General features: G+C 68.1%; 15 protein-coding genes and 1 tRNA gene. 7 read left to right on the forward strand and 9 right to left on the reverse strand.

Features of this window, described 5'->3' with window-relative positions:
- The first annotated feature begins 50 nt into the window (after positions 1 to 50).
- From pepN to FCI23_RS15635, 3 genes are all read left to right on the forward strand, one after another.
- Positions 51 to 2,528, forward strand: a complete 2,478-nt coding sequence (gene pepN, locus FCI23_RS15625; RefSeq protein ID WP_136724489.1) for an aminopeptidase N — start codon at positions 51 to 53, stop codon at positions 2,526 to 2,528.
- A 539-nt stretch (positions 2,529 to 3,067) separates the two neighbouring features.
- A complete protein-coding gene (locus FCI23_RS15630) occupies positions 3,068 to 4,528 on the forward strand; it encodes a pyridoxal phosphate-dependent decarboxylase family protein (protein ID WP_136724490.1) in 1,461 nt (486 codons plus the stop codon).
- On the forward strand, positions 4,525 to 5,931 hold the full coding sequence (locus tag FCI23_RS15635) for a lysine N(6)-hydroxylase/L-ornithine N(5)-oxygenase family protein (RefSeq protein WP_136724491.1): 1,407 nt from the start codon (positions 4,525 to 4,527) through the stop codon (positions 5,929 to 5,931). Before FCI23_RS15630 ends, FCI23_RS15635 begins: the two co-directional genes overlap by 4 nt.
- Here FCI23_RS15635 and FCI23_RS15640 read toward each other — a convergent pair.
- Genes FCI23_RS15640 through FCI23_RS15650 form a run of 3 tightly spaced genes read right to left on the reverse strand, consistent with a single transcriptional unit; the run spans position 5,885 to position 9,278 of the window.
- Complete coding sequence (locus FCI23_RS15640) at positions 5,885 to 6,631, reverse strand: succinate dehydrogenase/fumarate reductase iron-sulfur subunit (protein ID WP_136724492.1); 747 nt, start codon at positions 6,629 to 6,631, stop codon at positions 5,885 to 5,887. The two genes, FCI23_RS15635 and FCI23_RS15640, sit on opposite strands and share 47 nt — an antisense overlap.
- On the reverse strand, positions 6,628 to 8,574 hold the full coding sequence (locus tag FCI23_RS15645) for a fumarate reductase/succinate dehydrogenase flavoprotein subunit (RefSeq protein ID WP_136724493.1): 1,947 nt from the start codon (positions 8,572 to 8,574) through the stop codon (positions 6,628 to 6,630). Before FCI23_RS15645 ends, FCI23_RS15640 begins: the two co-directional genes overlap by 4 nt.
- Positions 8,575 to 8,576: 2 nt before the next feature.
- The gene (locus tag FCI23_RS15650; protein WP_136724494.1) at positions 8,577 to 9,278 is read right to left on the reverse strand and encodes a succinate dehydrogenase cytochrome b subunit; all 702 of its coding nucleotides are present in this window, start codon (positions 9,276 to 9,278) and stop codon (positions 8,577 to 8,579) included.
- A 248-nt stretch (positions 9,279 to 9,526) separates the two neighbouring features.
- Here FCI23_RS15650 and FCI23_RS15655 point away from each other — a divergent pair, with 248 nt between their 5' ends.
- Positions 9,527 to 10,459, forward strand: coding sequence for a LysR family transcriptional regulator (locus FCI23_RS15655; RefSeq protein WP_136724495.1), 933 nt, complete (start codon positions 9,527 to 9,529; stop codon positions 10,457 to 10,459).
- A gap of 215 nt (positions 10,460 to 10,674) precedes the next feature.
- Here FCI23_RS15655 and FCI23_RS15660 read toward each other — a convergent pair whose 3' ends face one another.
- Complete coding sequence (locus tag FCI23_RS15660; RefSeq protein WP_136724496.1) at positions 10,675 to 12,486, reverse strand: bifunctional metallophosphatase/5'-nucleotidase; 1,812 nt, start codon at positions 12,484 to 12,486, stop codon at positions 10,675 to 10,677.
- Between the two features lie 124 nt (positions 12,487 to 12,610).
- Between FCI23_RS15660 and FCI23_RS15665 the strand changes: the two genes are divergently transcribed.
- Both FCI23_RS15665 and pyk read left to right on the forward strand, forming a co-directional pair.
- On the forward strand, positions 12,611 to 13,345 hold the full coding sequence (locus tag FCI23_RS15665) for an SIMPL domain-containing protein (protein ID WP_136724497.1): 735 nt from the start codon (positions 12,611 to 12,613) through the stop codon (positions 13,343 to 13,345).
- 130 nt (positions 13,346 to 13,475) lie between these two features.
- Positions 13,476 to 14,921 carry a pyruvate kinase gene (gene pyk, locus FCI23_RS15670; RefSeq protein ID WP_136724498.1) on the forward strand — a complete coding sequence of 482 codons (1,446 nt, stop codon included), beginning with the start codon at positions 13,476 to 13,478 and terminating at the stop codon, positions 14,919 to 14,921.
- Here pyk and FCI23_RS15675 read toward each other — a convergent pair.
- A complete protein-coding gene (locus FCI23_RS15675; RefSeq protein ID WP_246143733.1) occupies positions 14,918 to 15,328 on the reverse strand; it encodes a nucleoside/nucleotide kinase family protein in 411 nt (136 codons plus the stop codon). The genes pyk and FCI23_RS15675 overlap by 4 nt on opposite strands.
- A 141-nt stretch (positions 15,329 to 15,469) precedes the next feature.
- Positions 15,470 to 15,542 (reverse strand) — tRNA-Leu (locus tag FCI23_RS15680).
- Positions 15,543 to 15,641: 99 nt separating this feature from the next.
- Here FCI23_RS15680 and FCI23_RS15685 point away from each other — a divergent pair.
- Positions 15,642 to 16,271: an ANTAR domain-containing response regulator gene (locus FCI23_RS15685; RefSeq protein ID WP_136724500.1), complete on the forward strand. Its 630-nt coding sequence runs from the start codon at positions 15,642 to 15,644 to the stop codon at positions 16,269 to 16,271.
- Positions 16,272 to 16,363: 92 nt separating this feature from the next.
- On the opposite strand, the gene FCI23_RS15690 is transcribed toward FCI23_RS15685, so the two are convergent.
- The 3 genes from FCI23_RS15690 to FCI23_RS15700 are packed head-to-tail and all read right to left on the reverse strand — an operon-like array spanning position 16,364 to position 19,742.
- Positions 16,364 to 17,080, reverse strand: a complete 717-nt coding sequence (locus FCI23_RS15690; protein ID WP_136724501.1) for an ABC transporter ATP-binding protein — start codon at positions 17,078 to 17,080, stop codon at positions 16,364 to 16,366.
- Positions 17,077 to 17,955, reverse strand: a complete 879-nt coding sequence (locus FCI23_RS15695) for an ABC transporter ATP-binding protein (protein WP_136724502.1) — start codon at positions 17,953 to 17,955, stop codon at positions 17,077 to 17,079. The genes FCI23_RS15690 and FCI23_RS15695 overlap by 4 nt, the downstream gene beginning before the upstream one ends.
- A gap of 5 nt (positions 17,956 to 17,960) precedes the next feature.
- A complete protein-coding gene (locus FCI23_RS15700; protein ID WP_136724503.1) occupies positions 17,961 to 19,742 on the reverse strand; it encodes a branched-chain amino acid ABC transporter permease in 1,782 nt (593 codons plus the stop codon).
- Positions 19,743 to 19,745 lie beyond the last annotated feature (3 nt).

Raw genomic sequence — 19,745 nt, forward strand, 5'->3', positions numbered from 1 at the left:
GCCGCAAACCCTCCTGCGCCCCGCACCGGTGATGCGGCAGCATGGGCCGCATGCCTGAACTCACCCGCACCGAGGCCGAGGCCCGCGCCCGCCTGATCGACGTCCAGCGCTACTCCATCGACCTCGACCTCACCGGCGGGGAAGAGCTGTTCGGCTCCACGACCGTGATCCGGTTCACCGCACACCACGACGGCGACACCTTCGCCGACCTCAAACCCGCCACCCTGCACAGCGCCCTCCTCGACGGCCGCCCGCTGGACACCACGACGCTGGACGACAACCGCCTCCACCTCACCGGCCTCACCGCCGGCCCGCACGAACTGCGCGTCGAGGCCGACATGCGCTACTCCCGCACCGGCGAGGGCATGCACCGCTTCACCGACCCCGCCGACGGCGAAACGTATCTCTATACGCAGATGTCCCTGGAGGACGTCCGGAGCGTCATCGCCGCCTTCAACCAGCCGGACCTGAAGGCCGTCTTCGAGGTCAGCGTCACCGCCCCGCCCACCTGGACCGTGCTCGGCAACGGTATCGCCGAACGCACCGGCGAGGGCCGCTGGCAGCTCGCGTCGACTCCACCGATCAGTACATACCTTTTCGCGATCGCCGCAGGACCCTGGCACTCCGTACGCTCCGAGCACGCCGGGCTGCCCTTCGGCCTGCACTGCCGCCGCTCCCTCGCGCCCCACCTCGACACCGACGCGGACGAGATCTTCGACATCACCCGCCGCTGCTTCGACCGCTACCACGAGATCTTCGACGAGCCGTACCCCTTCGACTCCTACGACCAGGCCTTCGTACCGGAATTCAACTTCGGCGCCATGGAGAACCCCGGACTGGTCACCTTCCGCGACGAGTTCATCTACCGCTCCGCCGTCACCGACACCCAGCGGCAGACCCGCGGCATGGTCATCGCTCACGAAATGGCGCACATGTGGTTCGGCGACCTCGTCACCCTCCAGTGGTGGGACGACATCTGGCTGAATGAGTCCTTCGCCGAATACATGGGATTCCAGGTCCTCTCCGAGGCCACCCGCTTCACCGACACCTGGACCGACTTCGCCCTCGCCCGCAAGGGCTGGGGCTACGACGCAGACCAGCGCCCCTCGACCCACCCCGTCGCCCCCGACGCCGAGACCGTGCACGACACCGCCTCCGCCATGTCCAACTTCGACGGCATCTCCTACGCCAAGGGCGCCTCCGTCCTGCGCCAACTCGTCAGCTGGCTCGGCGAGAAGGACTTCCTCGCCGGAATCAACGACCACTTCGCCCGCCACCGCTTCGGCAACGCCACCCTCGCCGACTTCATCGACTCCCTCGCCCGCGCCACCGACCGCGATGTCCACACCTGGGCCGAGAAGTGGCTGCGCACCACCGGAGTCGACACCCTCACCCCGGCGATCGGCGAAGCCGAGGGCCACTGGCACCTCACCGTCGACCGCGACGGCAGCCGCCCGCACCGCATCGCCGTCGGCGCGTACGACCACGCCCCCGACGGCCCGGGCCGCCTCGTCCCGCGCGACCGTTTCGAACTCGACGTCCCGCAGGGCGACGCCGTCAAGGTCTTGCCCGGCCGCCGCCCCGACCTCGTACTGCTCAACGACGGCGACCTCACCTACGCCAAGGTCCGCTTCGACGAGCAGTCCTGGGCCGCGGCGGCCGCGGCGCTGCGCGGACTGCCCGACTCCCTCTCCCGGGCCGTGGTCTGGAACGCCGCCCGCGACCTGGTCCGCGACGGCGAGCTGCCGCCCGCCGCCTACCTCGACGTGGCCCGCGCCAACCTGCCGTACGAGACCGACATCGCCATCGCCGAGAGCGTCCTCACCTTCGCCCGCACCCAGATCGCCGACCGTTACCTCCCCGCCGGCCGGCGCCCCGCCGCGCTGGCCACCCTCGACACCATCGGCCGCGCCCTGCTGCCCCGCCACCCCCTCACCGCCGCCCGCGCCCTCATCGCCGTCGGCACCGGCACTGCCGAGCTACGGGAATGGCTCACCGAGCGGCGCATCCCCGGCGGCCCCGCCCTCGACCACGAACTGCGCTGGCAGCTCCTGCTCCGCCTCTCCGTCCTCGGCGCCGCCACCGACGCCGACATCGCCGCCGAACTCGCCGCCGACCCCAGCGCCACCGGCCAGGAAGCCGCCGCCCGCTGCCGCGCCGCCCTCCCCGACCCCGCCGCCAAACGAGCCGCCTGGGACTCGCTGTTCCCCTGCGACGAGCGGACCGATCTCTCCAACTACCGCTTCACCGCCACGGCCCAGGGCTTCTGGCAGCCCGAACAGCTGGACCTCCTGAGCGACTACGTCCCCCGCTACTACCCCGCCGCCACAGCCCTCGCCGCCCGCCGCGGCCCTGCCCTCGCCAAAGCCGCCGGCCGCTACGCCTTCCCCCTCCCGCACGTCGACCACGACACCCTCCGCCTCGGCGAGGAATGCCTGCGCGACGCCGATCCCACCCCGGCATTGCGCCGCACGCTCATGGACCAACTCGACGATCTCGCCCGCGCCCTTCGCGTCCGCGGCGCCTAGAGCCTGTCCGGCGGATCACGAACGGTCCCTTCACCGCCGCTCGTGCCCGCTGCGGAGCAGCCGATGTCACTGCCGCTGCTCCGCAGCGGGCACGAGCAGCCTCCCCCAGCTAACGCCGCGAGGTGCCCACAGGCGACGGGCGGCACCTCGCGGCGTTGCCGACTGCGTCCGACAGGCCTCCCCCCAGCTAACGCTGGAAGGTGCCCCCATCACCGGACGACGCCACGGCGACATCAGCCTCCCCCAGCCTTCGGCCGGGAGGTGCCCCCAGCGCGGCGGGCGCCCATGTTCCGCCGCCCCACCTATTCGCGCGGCCTCTCAGCAGTATGAGGGCTCCTCGACAGTCGGATGAAGGCTGTGACCACGACGCTAGACCTTGACGTGCGCGTCAAGGTCAACCCCGTCCGCCGCCGTCCGCGCGGAAGTCGACGTTCCGATCACCCCGGGCAATACCCCCGACCGGCGCCGGTCGTTGTGCATACGGGGCATACGAGTCCGCCGCGTACGCCCTCACCTGCGCAATCCGAAAGGGCCACCCCATGCCACCCCACCCCGCCGGAAGCCCCTCCGGAAGCCTCGCCGCAGGCCTGGCCGGAGGCACCCAAGGCCCCGGCAGGCTGCGCCCGTTACTGGGCACGGTGCTCACCGCGCTCGCCGACGGCGCCACCGCACGCGGCGGCCCGCTCCCGGCCGGCGGCCCGGAAGCGGTGGCGCGGCGGGTGCGGGAGGCCTGCACACCGGTGCTCCCCGACACCGGCACCGGGGCGGAAGAGGCACTGCGTACCCTCGTACGGGCCCTCGCCGAAGGGGCCGCCGACCCCGCCGACCCGCGCTGCACGGCGCATCTGCAGTGCCCGCCACTGGCCGCCGCCGTAGCCGCGGACCTCGCAGCCGGCGTGCTGAACCCGTCGCTGGACTCCTGGGACCAGGCTCCGTCCGCCACAGCCCTGGAGGCGGAGACCACCGCCGTGCTCGCCGCACTGGTCTACCCACACCAAGGCCCCGGCAGCCAGGGCCCCGTCCACCACGCACCCGACGCGCTCATCACCACCGGCGGCACCGAATCCAACCAACTCGCACTCCTCCTCGCCCGGGAGCACGCCGCCCACCCCCCGCTGCAGGTCGTGTGCGGCGCCAACGCCCACCACAGCATCCATCGCGCGGCCTGGCTCCTCGGCCTGCCCGAACCGGTCACCGTCGACACCCCGGCAGGGATCGTGGACCCCGGCGAACTGGCACGGACCCTGGAACACCTGCCACGCCGCAGCACCCTCGTCGTCGCCACCGCCGGAACCACCGACACCGGCGCCATCGACCCGCTGCCCCAGATCGGCCGGATCGCCGAGGCATACGGCGCCGCACTGCACATCGACGCCGCCTACGGCGGACCCCTCCTCTTCAGCGACCGCGAAGCACCCAAGCTCGACGGCCTCACCGCAGCCGCCTCCGTAACCCTCGACCTGCACAAACTCGGCTGGCAACCGGTAGCGGCCGGGCTGCTGGCCGTCCCCGACACGGCCGCCCTGCGGCCCCTGGACCACCGGGCCGACTACCTCAACGCCGCCGACGACACAGAAGCCGGAATGCCCGACGTGCTGGGCCGGTCACTGCGCACCAGCCGCCGCCCCGACGTCCTCAAGATCGCCGTCACGCTCCGCGCCCTGGGCCGCGACGGCATAGGACGACTTGTCGACACCGTATGCGACCAGGCCCACACCTTCGCCGACCTGATCGAGCAGGAACCCGGCCTCACCCTCCACCGGCGCCCCGCCATCAGCACCGTCCTGTTCCGCCCAGCCGATGCCACCGACCACCAGGTCGCAGCCATCCGCCGCACCCTGCTCGACCAGGGCCGCGCCGTCCTCGGCCGGGCCCGGGCCGACGGCCGGCTCTGGCTCAAAGCCACCCTGCTCAACCCCGCCACCCGCCCCGAAGACCTGCAACAACTCCTGGACCTCATCACCTCCGCACCCCGCACGGAAGGCACCACCGACCGATGACCACTCCTGAAGACCAGCAACAGCCACTCGACCTCCTCGGCATCGGCATCGGCCCCTTCAATCTCTCCCTCGCCGCCCTCGCCGACCCCCTCCCTTACCTCAACGCCGCCTTCTACGACCAGCGCCAGGACTTCAACTGGCACCCCGGCCAGCTCATCGACGGCACCACCCTCCAAGTGCCCTTCCTCGCAGACCTCGTCACCCTCGCCGACCCCGCCAGCCCCTGGACCTTCCTCAACTACCTGAAGAGCCGCGACCGGCTCTTCCCCTTCTACTTCGCCGAGCGATTTCACATTCACCGCGCCGAATACGACGCCTACTGCCGCTGGGTCGCCCAAGCCCTGCCCACCACCCACTTCGGCCACCAGGCCGACACCGTCCGCTGGAACCCCGGCCGAGGCCTGTTCGAAGTCGACCACACCCGCCTCGACGCAGGCGGCCAGGCCGAAGCCCTCGGCCGCACCCTCACCCGCAACCTCGTACTCGGCCTCGGCACCGCCCCCTACATCCCCGAGCCGCTACGCCCGCTCGCCGAAGCCCCCACCGCCCCCATCGTCCACTCCGCCGACTACGTCAAGCAGCGCGAACGCATCCTCACCGCCGAACACATCACCGTCGTGGGCTCCGGCCAGTCCGGCGCCGAAGTCTTCCTCGACCTCCTCCGGACCCGCCCCGTCGGCCGCGAAAGACTCACCTGGATCGCCCGCACCCCCGCCTTCGCCCCCATGGAGTACAGCAAGCTCGGCCTGGAACACTTCACCCCTGACTACACCCGCTTCTTCCACGGCCTCGCCGAACCCGTACGCGACAAGCTCCTGCCCCAGCAGTGGCAGCTCCACAAGGGCATCGACCACGCCACCATCAACGCCATCCACGACGAGCTCTACCGCCGCACCCTGGACGGCGGCTGGCCCGACGCCACCCTCACCCCCGGTGTCACCGTCCGCACCGCCGGCCGCCTCGGCACCAACGCCATCGAACTCCACCTCGAACACGAGCAGCAGAACACCCGCAGCCGCCTCACCACCAACGCCGTCATCCTCGCCACCGGCTACCGCGAACGCCCCCTCGGCGCCCTGCTCTCCCCCCTCCACCCCTACATCCGCCGCGACTCCGCCGGCCGCCCCAAGATCGACGAACACCACCGCATCGTCCTGGACGCTTCAGTGACCGGCGCCATCCACGTCCAGAACGCCGAGTGCCACACCCACGGCGTCGGCGCCCCCGACCTCGGCCTCGCCGCCTGGCGCTCCTCCGTCATCCTCAACGCCATCACCGGCCAAACGCCTTACCCCCTCCCCACCCGTACCGCCTTCACCACCTTCGGCCTCAGCACCCCACCCCAGCAATCCCGGATCAGCTCCCTCCCTTCCGCACCGCGCGCAGCCACTCACGGTTCATAGCGGCGATCGACGGCAACGGAATCCCCTTCGGACACGCCGTCGCGCACTCACCGGTGTTCGTACAGCCGCCGAAACCCTGATCGTCCATCGCCGCCACCATGTTCAGCACCCGCGACTCGCGCTCCGGCGCGCCCTGCGGCAGCACATTCAGATGATTGACCTTCGCCGACGTGAACAACATCGCCGACCCGTTCGGACAGGCCGCCACACACGCCCCGCACCCGATGCACTCAGCGTGCTCGAAGGCGTAATCGGCGGCCTCCTTCGGGACGGCCGTCGCATGCGCCTCCGGAGCACTCCCCGTGGGTACCGAGATATAACCCCCGGACTGGATCACCCGGTCGAACGCCGACCGGTCCACCACCAGATCCCGCACCACCGGGAACGCCGCCGCCCGCCACGGCTCGACGTCGATCGTGTCCCCGTCCCGAAACGACCGCATGTGCAACTGACACGTCGTCGTCCGCTCCGGACCGTGCGCCTGCCCGTTCACCACCATCCCGCACGCCCCGCAGATCCCCTCCCGGCAGTCATGGTCGAACGCCACCGGATCCTCACCCCGCAGGATCAACTCCTCGTTCAGCACGTCCAGCATCTCCAGGAACGACATGTCCGGACTGATGTCCGCCACCTCGTACGTGGCCATAGCGCCCTCCTCGGACGCCGAACGCTGCCGCCAGATACGCAAAGTGAGGTTCACGCGTAACTCCGCTGAGTGGGATGGACATACTCGAAGACCAGGTCTTCCTTGTGCAGCACCGGCGCCACACCGGCCTCGGTGAACTCCCAGGCCGCCGCATACGAGAACCGTTCGTCGTCCCGCAGCGCCTCCCCGTCAGGCGTCTGGCTCTCCTCCCGGAAATGCCCGCCGCACGACTCCGCACGATGCAGCGCGTCCAGACACATCAACTCCGCCAGCTCCAGGAAATCCGCCACCCGGTTCGCCTTCTCCAACGACTGGTTCAGCTCCTCGCCCGTCCCCGGCACCTTCACCCGCCGCCAGAACTCCTCCCGCAGCGCCGGAATCCGCTCAAGCGCCTTCCGCAGCCCCGCCTCGGTGCGGGCCATCCCGCACTCGTCCCACAACAGCTCGCCCAGCTCACGATGGAACGAATCCGGCGTACGGTCACCGTCCACCGCCAGCAGCAGACGCAGCCGGTCCTCCACGTCCGCCACGGCCTCCTCCACCGCCGGATGATCCACCGGCACCGGATCGTGCGGACCACGCGCCAGATAGTCGTTGATCGTCGCCGGCAGTACGAAATAGCCGTCGGCCAGACCCTGCATCAACGCACTCGCCCCCAGCCGGTTCGCACCGTGGTCGGAGAAATTCGCCTCCCCGATCGCGAACAGCCCCGGCACCGTCGTCTGCAGGTCGTAGTCCACCCACAGCCCGCCCATCGTGTAATGCACCGCCGGATAGATCCGCATCGGCCGGCTGTACGGATCCTCGGCAGTGATCCGCTCATACATCTCAAAGAGATTCCCGTACTTCTCCGCAACCTTCTCCCGCCCCATACGGGCAATCGCCTCCGCGAAATCCAGATACACCCCCTGCCCGCCAGGACCCACCCCCCGCCCCTCGTCGCACACATTCTTCGCGGCCCGCGAAGCGATATCACGCGGCACGAGATTGCCGAACGACGGATAAATCCGCTCCAGGTAATAATCGCGCTCGTCCTCCGGAATCTTCTCCGGAGACCGCGCATCACCCTGCGCCTTCGGCACCCAGATCCGGCCGTCATTACGCAACGACTCACTCATCAGCGTCAGCTTCGACTGATGGTCACCCGAACGCGGAATACACGTCGGATGGATCTGCGTAAAGCACGGATTGGCGAAATACGCCCCCTTGCGGTGCGCCCGCCACGCCGCCGTCGCGTTCGAACCCTTCGCGTTCGTCGACAGAAAGAACACATTGCCGTACCCGCCGGACGCCAGCACCACCGCGTCCCCCAGATGCACCGACACGGCCCCCGACACCAGATCCCGCGCCACGATCCCGCGCGCCCGGCCGTCCACCACGATCAGATCCAGCATCTCCGTCCGCGCATGCAACTCCACGCCCCCCGCGTCGATCTGCCGCGACAACGCCTGATACGCCCCCAGCAGCAACTGCTGCCCCGTCTGCCCCCGGGCATAGAACGTCCGCGACACCTGCACCCCGCCGAACGACCGCGTATCCAGCAGGCCCCCGTACTCCCGCGCGAACGGCACCCCCTGCGCCACACACTGGTCGATGATCGCCACCGACACCTCGGCCAGCCGGTGCACATTCGACTCCCGCGCCCGGAAATCCCCGCCCTTCACCGTGTCATAGAACAACCGGTGCACCGAATCACCGTCATTACGGTAATTCTTCGCCGCATTGATACCGCCCTGCGCCGCGATCGAATGCGCCCGGCGCGGCGAATCCTGATAACAGAACTGCACCACGTGATACCCCTGCTCCGCCAGCGTCGCCCCCGCCGCGCCACCTGCGAGCCCCGTACCCACCACAATCACCGTATGCTTACGGCGGTTCGCCGGATTCACCAGCTTCGCCTCAAAACGCCGCTGGTCCCAGCGGTCCTCCACCGGCCCCGCCGGAGCCTTCGTATCGGATACCGGCTCCCCGAGCCGGTAATCACCGTAACCACTCATGATCAGCCCACCAATCCGGTCATCACCGACACGGGCACCACCAGGAAACCAGCAGTCAGCGCCACGGCCAGCACATTCGCCACAGTCTTCAGCGCCCGGTCCCGCCGTCCGTTGTTCGCCCCCAGTGTCTGCGCCGCACTCCAGAAGCCGTGCCGGATATGCATACCCAACGCCAGCATCGCCACGATGTAGAACACATCCACATACCAGACCCGGAAATCAGCCACGATGTTCTCGTACGGGTGACCCGCCTGCCCCCGTGGATTCACCGTCAACGTCGTGAGATCGAGAATGTGCCAGACGATGAACAGCCCGAGGATCACCCCGCCCCACCGCATCGTCCGCGTCGCGTAACTCGCCCGGGCCCTGCCATGCACATACTTCGACGGCCGCGCCGCCAGATCCCGGCGGCTCAACTGGAACGCCGCCACGCCATGCAGGACCACAGCGGCCACCAGCACCGTCCGCTGCAGCCACAGATACCAGGTCTCGTGGAGCACCGGCTCGCCAATGGTCCGCAGCCAGGCCGCGTAGGAGTTGAACTCCGCCGCACCGAAGAAGATCTTGAGATTTCCGAACATGTGCACAACCAGGAACAACAGCATGATCACGCCAGTGCCGGCCATGACCGCCTTCTTGCCCACGGTCGAACCCCACAGCGTCCGCACGGCGGACGGCCGAACCGTCCGAGTCGCCAAAGCCATGAAGCCGACGCTAGGCCGACCACCCACAACAGGTCCAAGACATGGAACACCTGGTCTCGATAGGCGGAACCTATGAAAACACGTTGTGGGCAATCGTCCCGCAGGGCCGAGCGGAGCGAGATAGGGGCACCTCCTGGGGCACCTCCCGGCCGAAGGCTGGGGAGGTAGCTGGGGGAGGGTGGGCACGACGCCACCCACCGGCCCGCACCTGAACCCCGCAGTCCGGGCGAAGCCCTAAGGTGCGGGACGTGCAGCTACAACAGCTCGTCTACTTCCTCGCCGTCGCCGACACCCGCCACTTCACCCGCGCCGCCGAACGCACCCACGTCGCCCAGCCCTCCCTCTCCCAACAAATCCGCGCCCTGGAACGCGAACTCGGCGCCGAACTCTTCAGCCGCGCACGGGGCCACATCGCACTGACGGACGCAGGGGAGACGCTGCTACCCCTCGCACGCCGCATCATCGCCGACACCGAGACAGCCACACAGGAAGTGCAGGAACTCCTCCAGCTACGCCGCGGCCGGGTCCGCCTCGGCGCCACCCCCAGCCTCTGCACCGGACTCCTCCCCGAGGTACTCCGCGACTACCACCGCCAATACCCCGGCATCCAGCTCATCATCGAAGAAGGCGGCTCCCGCGACCTCGTCCGCGAACTCGCCACCGGCAGCCTCGACCTCGCCCTGATCGTCCTCCCCCTGCAGAGCCACGACCCGGCACTCGCCGCCACCCCACTGCTCCACGAGGACCTGGTGGCCGTCAGCGCCGCCGACGCCCCGCCCCTCGCAGGCACCGCCCAGATCCAGGTGGAAGATCTCCGGGACCGCCCACTGGTCATGTTCCGCCGCGGCTACGACCTCCGCGAACTCACCGTCAACGCGTGCCGCGCCGCTGGTTTCGAACCGACCTTCTCCGTAGAAGGCGGCGAAATGGACGCCGTCCTCGGCTTCGTCGAAGCCGGACTCGGACCAGCCGTCCTTCCCGGCATGGTCGCCGAGCGCCGCCCCGGCGTCCGGGCCACCCCCTTCGCCCCACCCGGAATGCAACGCACCATCGCCCTCGCCCACCGCAAGGACGCCGAACCACCCCGAGCCGCCCGCGAACTGCGCCGCGTCCTCATGGAGTACATCGGGCAGGCCACCGAGACCGGCAGCCTGCCCCCAGGGACCAGACCCGCCACCTAGGGCCTGTCCGGCGGATCTCCGCGGCGTCGCGTGCCCTGGTACCAGCGCTCGCGGCGTTGTCGTCAGTCAACGACGCTCCCCGTCGCTTCCTCCCCCAACCTTCGGCCGGGAGGTGCCCCCACCTCCGCCCCCTCCATGCGAATCGCAGGCACCAGACCCCGCTCCTTCTCCCACGGAGATCCGCCGGACAGGCCCTGGCGCCTGGAGAGCCCTCTTCAGAACACCGGCGTACCGTCCCGCGTCAGCTTCCAGTCCACCGAAGCGAACGCCGTCGGGTCGATCGTCCCGTTCGCCTTCACCCACGCGATGATCGTGTTCCGGATCTCGTCCGAACTCGACCACACCGACGTAGCAGCCGCCACATGCGGGTAATTGCTGCCACCATTCGCCCGGTAGTTGTTCACCGCCAGAACGAACTGCGCACTGTCGTCCAGCGCCGCCCCGCCGTACGTCAGATTCTTGATCCGCGAACCCTCCGGCTGCGCGATGTCGATCTCATAACTCACCCCGCTGACCATGTCATACGTGTAGTCCCACCTGCTGTTCGCGTTCGTCAGCTTCGCCACGTCGATCACCGCGTCGGCCGGTGTCTGCACGTAGTACGCCGCCGTGAACTCCAGATAGTCCCTGACCTGAGCGCCCGTCAGCAAACGTGCGTCCAACGTGTTCTCGTAGATGTACAGCCCCGCAACATCCCGCAGCGTCACATCCCCCGCCGGAATCGCCCCCGTGCGCGAGAAGCACGACGCCTCGGACAACACCGGCAACGACGCATACGCCGTACCCGCCAGCCCGGCCTTCACCGTATCCGTCTGCACACGATTGACCAGGTCGATGATCGGTGTGTCCTTGTACGTCGACTCCGTCGACGACATCGCCACCTTCGATGTCCCGATAACCTGGTTGACATATGCAACGACCGCGTCGTGCTCCGCCTTCACCAACTTCACGACCTCCGGGTCCTCGGCCGCCGAATTGGCGTTCAGGACATCCGCCGTCACCGACGTGACCTCCCAGCGGCCCTTCTTCAGCTCCAGCGCGAAATCGAAGACGCTCAGCCGCATCCCCCACATATACGGCTCCGACAGCACCACCGTCCTGCCCGTCTCGGTGTTCGTCACCGTCCGCGACGGCACCTCCTTGTGGGTGTGCCCCACCAGGATCGCGTCGATCCCCGGCACCTGCGCGGCCACGTCCGACGACGCGTTCTCCGGATACGGCAGCGCGTCACCGTACGAGGTGCCCCCGTCCAGCCCCGAGTGATCGGTGAGGATCACCACATCGCAGCCCAGCGACCGCAGCTTCGGCACAAAGATCTTCGCCTGATCGACCAGACCCGGGAAAGTCATCTGGCCCTGGACATTCGACTTGTCCCAGATCGCGATACCCGGATTCGTCAGCCCAAGAATCCCGACCTTGATGTCCGGACCGTGCGGCACCTTGATCCGCTTCACCGTGTACGGAGGAAACGCCGGCTTCAGCGTCTTCGCGTCCAGCGCATTGGCACCCAGCAGCGGGAAATTGATCTGCTGCTGGAACTTACGCAGCGTCGGAATTCCGTAATTGAACTCGTGATTCCCCAGCGCCGCCGCGTCATACCCCATGTGGTTCATCGCCAGCGCCATCGGGTGCTTCGGCCCGCGCTTACCGTCCGTACCCGTGATCGGATCCACCCGGGCGTAGTAGTACGACAACTGAGTGCCCTGGATGATGTCACCCGCGTCGATCAGCAACGTCCGGTGACAGCCCTTCTCCTTCCGCACCTGATTCACCAGCGTCGAGATCTTCGCCAGACCGACGTCGTTCTGCGCGGTGTCCGTGTACTCCGCGTTCGTGAAGTAGTCCCAGTTGAAGACATGCCCGTGCAGATCCGTCGTCCCCAGCACCGAGAACGAATACGTCTTAGGCGCCGGCACCGGCTTCTCCTTGCCGTGCGCCTCGGCCGGCGCCGCCGCGGCGCCGGCGAGCGCCACCCCGGCGCCCGTCGCGGCCGAACGATTGAGGAAGGTCCTGCGGTCGAGCGCCATGGCTCTGCTCCCGAGATCTCGTCGATGGTGTGGCGCGTTGGGTAACGCGCGTAGATTCTTACGCGCGCACGCCAACTCGCAACAGTCCCCGCAGGTTTCTATCAGGTAATGCCACAGTGGACCCATGACCACAGACCCCAACGAACCACCCGAAGCCACCGCCGCCCATGACACCGCGAAGCCCTACGGAACCCCCACCGCACCCCGCATCACCATCCGCGGCGAAGCCGTCCTCGACGCCCAACCCGAACTCGCCGGCATCACCATCACCATCACCGCCCGAGGCACCGACCGCCGCACCACCCTCGACGACCTAACCCACCGCAACGCCCAGGCCCTCGACCTCGTCAAGACCTACGGCGACGCCCTCGACACCCTCGAAACCGGCACCCTCCTCATCACCCCCCAACTCCGCGAAAGAGGCCGCGGTGAACGCGTCCGCGCCTACACCGGCCTCGTCCGCATCAGCGCCACCCTCACCGACTTCACCGCCCTCGGCGAACTCATCACCCGCCTCGCCGAGCTCGACCTCACCCGCGTCGACGGACCCTCCTGGTCCCTGCGCCCCGGCTCACCCGCCTATCGCACAGCCCGCGGGCAAGCCGTACACTCCGCCGTCCAGCGCGCCCGCGAATACGCCGACGCCCTCGGCTCCCGCCTCGTCGCCCTCACCGAACTCACCGACGAAGGCATCGCCGGACCCACCCCATACCGCGAACGGTCCAAAATGCGCACCACCGCCTATAGCGCCGCCGGGGCCGAAGAACCACCCGAACCCCTCGATCTCGAACCCGAACGGCAGACCATTCACGCTTCCGTCACAGCGCACTTCACCATCACGCCCCCCGATCTCAGCTAATGCGCCTAATGTGCTCATCAGAGCGCCCCGGCGCACACTTCAGCACTTGTCAACAACCGTTAATCCAAAGGACGTTGGACAGTCGCCTACATCCAGATACCTACCCGCCAGTAAGTCGTAGGGTCGATCCATGCGCCGAGCGAAAATCGTCTGTACCCTGGGCCCCGCAACCGACTCGTACGACCAGATCAAGGCACTGGTCGAAGCCGGAATGGATGTAGCCCGTCTGAATATGAGCCACGGCTCCCACATCGACCACGAGGATCGCTACCGACGCGTCCGCAAAGCCTCCGACGAAACCGGCCGTAGCGTCGGCATCCTCGCCGACCTACAAGGCCCGAAGATCCGACTCGCCCGCTTCGCCGAAGGCCCCGTAGTCCTTGAACGCGGCGACGAATTCACCATCTCCGTCGACGACGTCCCCGGCGACCGCCACTGCTGCGGCACCACCTACAAAGGACTCGCCGCCGACGTCAGCAAAGGCGAACGCATCCTCGTCGACGACGGACGCGTCACCCTCGAAGTGACCGACGTCGAAGGACCCCTCGTCCACACCATGGTCATCGAAGGCGGCATCATCTCCGACAACAAGGGACTCAACCTCCCTGGTGTCGCCGTCTCCGTCCCCGCCCTGTCCAAAAAGGACATCGACGACCTCCGGTGGGCGCTGCGCATCGGCGCCGACGTCATCGCCCTCTCCTTCGTCCGCAGCGGCCGCGACGCCGAAGACGTGCACAAGATCATGCGCGAGGAAGGACGCCGCGTCCCCATCATCGCCAAGATCGAAAAACCCCAGGCCGTCGACAACCTCGAAGACATCGTCAACGCCTTCGACGGCATCATGGTCGCCCGCGGCGACCTCGGCGTCGAGATGCCCCTCGAAGCCGTCCCCATGGTCCAGAAACGGGCCGTCAAGCTGGCCAGGCGCAATGCCAAGCCCGCCATCGTCGCCACCCAAATGCTCGAATCCATGATCGACGCCTCCCGGCCCACCCGCGCTGAAGCGTCCGACGTCGCCAACGCCGTCATGGACGGCGCCGACGCCGTCATGCTCTCCGGCGAGACCAGCGTCGGCAAATATCCCGTCGAAACCGTCAAGGTCATGGGCCGCATCGTCGAAGCCGCCGAGGAAGACATGCTCGCCACCGGGCTGCCGCCCCTCACCGAGAGCAACAAACCCCGCACCCAAAGCGGCGCCGTCGCCCGCGCCGCCGCCGAAATGGGCGACTTCCTCAACGCCAAACTCCTTGTCGCCTTCACCCAGAGCGGCGACACCGCCCGACGCCTCACCCGCTACCGCTCACCCATCCCCGTTCTCGCCTTCACCCCCGAGGCCGCCACCCGCTCCCAGCTCAGCCTCACCTGGGGCGTCGAGACCTTCCTCGGCCCGACCGTCCAGACCACCGACGAAATGGTCGCCCAGGTCGACGAGCAGCTCCTCAGCATCGGCCGCTGCCGGCAGGGCGACGTCGTCGTGATCACGGCAGGCTCCCCGCCCGGCGTCTCCGGCTCCACGAACATGGTCCGCGTCCACCATGTAGGCGAGGACGACTCCCCGAAGGCTGCCTCCTCCTAGCTCACCCTGCTTGCGATCAACCGGGCCGCCTCCGGCGCCCCCACCCGCGTCGTGTCGACCACCTCGCCCTCCCGGCCCAGCCAAGCCCTGGCGCCCTCGTAGGCCGCGAGGTGGTCCAGACGCCACTGCCGGGCACCCCCCGACTCCAGCGAGTCGTCAGCCTCGATGCGCCGCACCATGACCTCCCGGTCCGCATGCAGCACGAAATGGCGCACCGGTATCCCGGCCCGCCCCAGCCCGTCGCGGATCTCCGCCCAGTACCCCTCCACCAGCACCGACTGGACGACCACCAGCGTCCCGCCGAGGTAATCCAGCACCTGGGCCGCCGTCTCCACGACCAGGCTCCGCCAGGGCGGCCAGTCCTGGAAATTCTTCACCGGCACGCTGTCCAGCACATGCCGCAGCATGTACCCCACCTGCTCCGCATCGAAGAGCCTCGCCAGCCGAGTTTGGAGGGGGCTCTGCTGTGTCACGGCCGATCGCGGCGATTTTCACCCCAAGCGGCGAAGATCGCAAAGAAGCAACGCACCTTGCAATCGAAGGGAAAGTGCCCCGGGTGGGATTCGAACCCACGCTGTCGGTGGTTTGAGCACCGTGCCTCTCCCGCTGGGCTACCGGGGCTTCCTTCAAAACGAAGGTTAGCGGAGGACCGCCGTGTTCCAACCATACCGGAGATAGGTAGGCTCATGGTGCAGCACCTGCCCTGGAACGAGGAGACCCGTGAGCGCCCCCGATGAGCACGCTGAGACCAGCGAGCAGTCGCACGTACCCCCGCAGACGACGCGTGTCGTCATCGCCGAGGACGAGGCACTGATCCGGCTCGACCTCAAAGAGATGCTCGAGGAAGAGGGCTACGCAGTAGTCGGTGAGGCCGGCGACGGCGAGACCGCCGTCAAGCTCGCCGAGGAGCACCGCCCTGACCTCGTGATCCTGGACGTGAAGATGCCCATCCTGGACGGCATCTCCGCCGCCGAGCGGATCGCCAAGGAACGCCTGGCCCCCGTCCTGATGCTGACCGCGTTCTCCCAGCGGGAGCTCGTGGAGCGGGCGCGGGACGCCGGGGCGATGGCCTACCTGGTGAAACCGTTCAGCAAGAGCGATCTCGTGCCGGCGATCGAGATGGCCGTGAGCCGTTTTACGGAGCTGAAGCAGCTGGAGCTGGAGATCGCGGATCTCAGCCAGCGCCTGGAGACCCGGAAGCTGGTGGACCGGGCGAAGAGCGTGCTGCAGACGAAGTACGGCCTGACGGAGCCCGCGGCGTTCCGGTGGATCCAGAAGACGTCGATGGACCGCCGGATGACGATGCAGGCGGTGGCGCAGGCCGTGATCGAAGAGGTCCCGGAGAAGTAGCCGGAAGCAGCGATGCACGAGGGGCCCGCACCGGCGATTCGGTGCGGGCCCCTCGTATGTGCGTACCGGCGGAGGGTCGAGAGGGGCGGGGATCAGTCCTCGCCGAGGTAGGCCTTCCGCACGGATTCGTCGTGGAGGAGCTCCTGGCCGGGGCCGGAGAGGACGATCTTGCCGATCTCCATGACGTGGCCCTGGTCGGCGAGGGAGAGCGCCGCCTGGGCGTTCTGCTCGACGAGCAGGATGGTGGTGCCCGAGGCCTTGAGTTCGACGATCGTCTGCATGATCTTCTGCATCATGATGGGGGAGAGCCCCATGGACGGTTCGTCGAGCATCAGGAGCTTCGGCTGGGACATCAGGGCGCGCCCCATGGCGAGCATCTGCTGCTCGCCGCCGGAGAGGGTGCCTGCGGCCTGCTTCTTCCGCTCTCCGAGGATCGGGAAGAGGTCGTAGGCGCGCTGGATGTCCTTGGCGATGCCTTCGGCGTCCTTGCGGAGGTAGGCGCCGAGTTTGAGGTTTTCCTCGATGGTGAGGCGGGGGAAGATGTGCCGCCCCTCGGGGGAGTGGGCGAGACCAAGCGCCACGATCTTGTGCGCGGGGACCTTCTCGAGGGGCTTGCCGTCGAAGAGGATGCGGCCGCCGATGGGGCGCAGGAGGCCGCTGAGGGTGCGCAGGGTCGTGGTCTTGCCGGCGCCGTTGGTGCCGATGAGGGTGACGACCTGGCCGGCTTCGACGGAGAAGGAGATGCCTTTGACGGCCTCGATCTTGCCGTAGGCGACGCGGAGGTCCTCTACTTCGAGAAGGGCGGTCACCGGTCGTCCTCCTTACTGCTGGTGCTGGTCACGGCGTCGGCCGCGGTGCTGGCTTCGGCGCTGGCTTCGGCGGCTTCGACCTCGGCGAGCTCTTCGTCGCCCGGTGCGCCTTCGAAGGGCGTGCCGATGTAGGCGGCGATGACGCGCTCATCGCTCTGGACGACTTCGCTGGTGCCCTCGACGAGCTTTTCGCCCTGGACGAGTACGGCGACGCGGTCGCAGAGGTTGAAGATGAAGCGCATGTCGTGCTCGATGACGAGGACGGCGATGCCCTGGTCGCGGATGGCGAAGACAAGCTCCTCCGTCGCGCGGGTCTCCTGTGGGTTCATGCCCGCGGTGGGCTCGTCCAGGAGCAGCAGTCCGGGGTCGCTGGCCAGTGCTCGGGCGATCTCCAGCTTGCGCTGTTCGCCGTAGGGGAGGTTCCGCGCGAGGTGTTCGGCTTTGCTTGCGAGGCCGGTGAACTCGAGAAGTTCCATGGCGCGGGCGCGGCTGGCGGCTTCGGCGCGGTGGTAGCCGGGGCCGCGGATGATGGCGGAGAGTAGGCCTTCTTTGGTGCGGGTGTGGCGGCCGACGAGGACGTTTTCGAGGACCGTCATGTTGGCGAAGAGCCGGATGTTCTGGAAGGTGCGGGCGATGCCGGCTTTGGTGACGAGGTGTGGTTTGGGCGGGAGGACGGTGCCCTTGTATTTGACGGTGCCTTCGGTGGGGACGTACAGGCCGGTGAGGCAGTTGAAGAAGGTGGTCTTGCCGGCGCCGTTGGGGCCGATGAGGCCGACGATTTCGCCGCTGTTGACGGTGAGGTTGACGTCGCGGACGGCGGTGAGGCCGCCGAAGCGCATGATGACGCCGCTGGCTTCGAGGATGGTGTCGGTCATGTGGTTCACACCCCAGCCGTGGCGGGCGCGGCGGGTTCGGCCGGCGTTGCGGGTTCTTCGGCTTCGTGGAATTCGAGTTGGCGTCGTTTGTTGGCGATGACGCCTTCGGGGCGGAAGCGCATGAGGATGACGAGGGCGACGCCGAAGGCGAGGAGTTCGTAGTTCTGGAGGAACTGGAGCTTCTCGGGGATGAGGTAGAGGAGTGCGGCGCCGAGGAGGGGGCCGCTGACGGTGCCCATGCCGCCGAGGACGACCGCGGCGAGGAGGAAGGCGGAGTTGGGGGGCGCTGCTCCGGCGAATTGGTAGGGGTTCGGGACGACGTTGTAGGTGACGTGGGCGCTGACGGTGCCGGCGAGGCCGGCGAGGGAGGCGCCGAGCGCGAAGGCGACGAGCTTGACGCGGAAGCCGTTGATGCCCATGGCGGTGGCGGCGGTCTCGTCTTCGCGGATGGCGACCCAGGCGCGGCCAATCCGGGAGTCGGCGGCGCGGGTAAAGATGACGATGACGATCGCGGTGATGACCAACATCAGGAAGAAGTAGTTGGCGAAGCGGCCGATGGTGAAGCCGCCGAAGGCATGGGAGTTCCCGAGATTGAAGCCGAAGATGGTGAGATCGGGGATGCCCGGGATGCCGGCAGGGCCGTTGGTGATTTTGGGCCCGGAGACGCCGTCGAGGTTGTTGACGGCGATGCGGAAGATCTCACCGAAGCCGAGGGTGACGATGGCCAGGTAGTCGCCGCGCAGCCGGAGTGTGGGTGCGCCGATGAGGACGCCGAAGACGAGGGAGGCGCCCGCTCCGGTGAGGGCGGCGGCCCAGAAAGGGAAGGTGGTGCCGGAGAACACAGAGTACTCGGAGCCGGAGACAAGGGCGGCCGCGTAGGCGCCGACGCCGAGGAAGGCGACGTAGCCGAGGTCGAGGAGGCCGGTGAGGCCCACGACGATGTTGAGACCCAGAGCGACGGTGCCGAAGATGAGGATGTTGACGCCGAGGTTTGCGTTGTGGTCGTTGTTCTGAGTGAAGGGGAAGACGGCGGCGGCGGCGAACGCCAGAACGGTGGAGAAGCCGCGGTGGGTGGCGGTGAGCGCGGAGAAGCGTTCGAGGATGCCTGCGGCGTGCAGGGCCCAGGCGCCGAAGCCTACGACGATGAGGAAGCCGATGAAGGTCTCGGTGTAGGAGTCGATGCCGTAGGTGAAGACGCTGAGGCCGACGGCGATGGCGAGGGTGATGATGGCGCGCTGTTGCCAGGCCGGGACCTGAGTGCGCGGGGTGGTCCGGTCGAGCTTGGCGGTGTAGGCGGCGAGGCGTGCCTTCAGGCCCCCGCCGTCAGGGGCGGTGTCGGCTTTGGGGAGGCCGAGAGCGCCGATGACAGGGATGAGTGCGGCTACGCCGGCGATGGTGCCGCCGGTGGTCAGGTTGGCGAGTCCGCCGAGTTCGACTGCGATGGCGCCGAGGGAGTACCAGGTGACGGCGAGGCCGCCGAGGGAACTGATGAGGAGGGGGGCGGTGGTTTGGGAGGCGAGCCAGCGCAGGCCCTTGACGCTGTATCCGCTGAGGGAGAACAGAAGGGTGAGGAGGCCGGCTACGAAGGTGAGCCATTGGACTCCGGCGGGGGCGCCGTAGTAGGTGAGGTCCCCGGGGAAGTCACTGGTCCAGGTCCACGCGAGGTAGGCGGAGGCTGCGGTGGCCAGGCCGCCGACCGCGGTGAGGGCTCGGGCGACGTTGACGGGGAGGGGGATGAGGGCTGTGTTCACCGGGGTGGACTCGGTGGTCACGGTGGTGTTGGTCATGTG

It is taken from the genome of Actinacidiphila oryziradicis (assembly GCF_005047355.1).
In the GTDB taxonomy this organism is placed as follows: Bacteria; Actinomycetota; Actinomycetes; order Streptomycetales; family Streptomycetaceae; genus Actinacidiphila; species Actinacidiphila oryziradicis.

Bases quoted from the DNA above. Each gene is read 5' to 3' on its own strand.
- pepN (WP_136724489.1), top strand. From the start codon at position 51: ATGCCTGAACTCACCCGCACCGAGGCCGAGGCCCGCGCCCGCCTGATC.
- FCI23_RS15630 (WP_136724490.1), top strand. From the start codon at position 3,068: ATGCCACCCCACCCCGCCGGAAGCCCCTCCGGAAGCCTCGCCGCAGGC.
- FCI23_RS15635 (WP_136724491.1), top strand. From the start codon at position 4,525: ATGACCACTCCTGAAGACCAGCAACAGCCACTCGACCTCCTCGGCATC.
- FCI23_RS15645 (WP_136724493.1), bottom strand. From the start codon at position 8,574: ATGAGTGGTTACGGTGATTACCGGCTCGGGGAGCCGGTATCCGATACG.
- FCI23_RS15650 (WP_136724494.1), bottom strand. From the start codon at position 9,278: ATGGCTTTGGCGACTCGGACGGTTCGGCCGTCCGCCGTGCGGACGCTG.
- FCI23_RS15660 (WP_136724496.1), bottom strand. From the start codon at position 12,486: ATGGCGCTCGACCGCAGGACCTTCCTCAATCGTTCGGCCGCGACGGGC.
- FCI23_RS15665 (WP_136724497.1), top strand. From the start codon at position 12,611: ATGACCACAGACCCCAACGAACCACCCGAAGCCACCGCCGCCCATGAC.
- pyk (WP_136724498.1), top strand. From the start codon at position 13,476: ATGCGCCGAGCGAAAATCGTCTGTACCCTGGGCCCCGCAACCGACTCG.
- FCI23_RS15675 (WP_246143733.1), bottom strand. From the start codon at position 15,328: ATGCTGCGGCATGTGCTGGACAGCGTGCCGGTGAAGAATTTCCAGGAC.
- FCI23_RS15695 (WP_136724502.1), bottom strand. From the start codon at position 17,955: ATGACCGACACCATCCTCGAAGCCAGCGGCGTCATCATGCGCTTCGGC.
- FCI23_RS15700 (WP_136724503.1), bottom strand. From the start codon at position 19,742: ATGACCAACACCACCGTGACCACCGAGTCCACCCCGGTGAACACAGCC.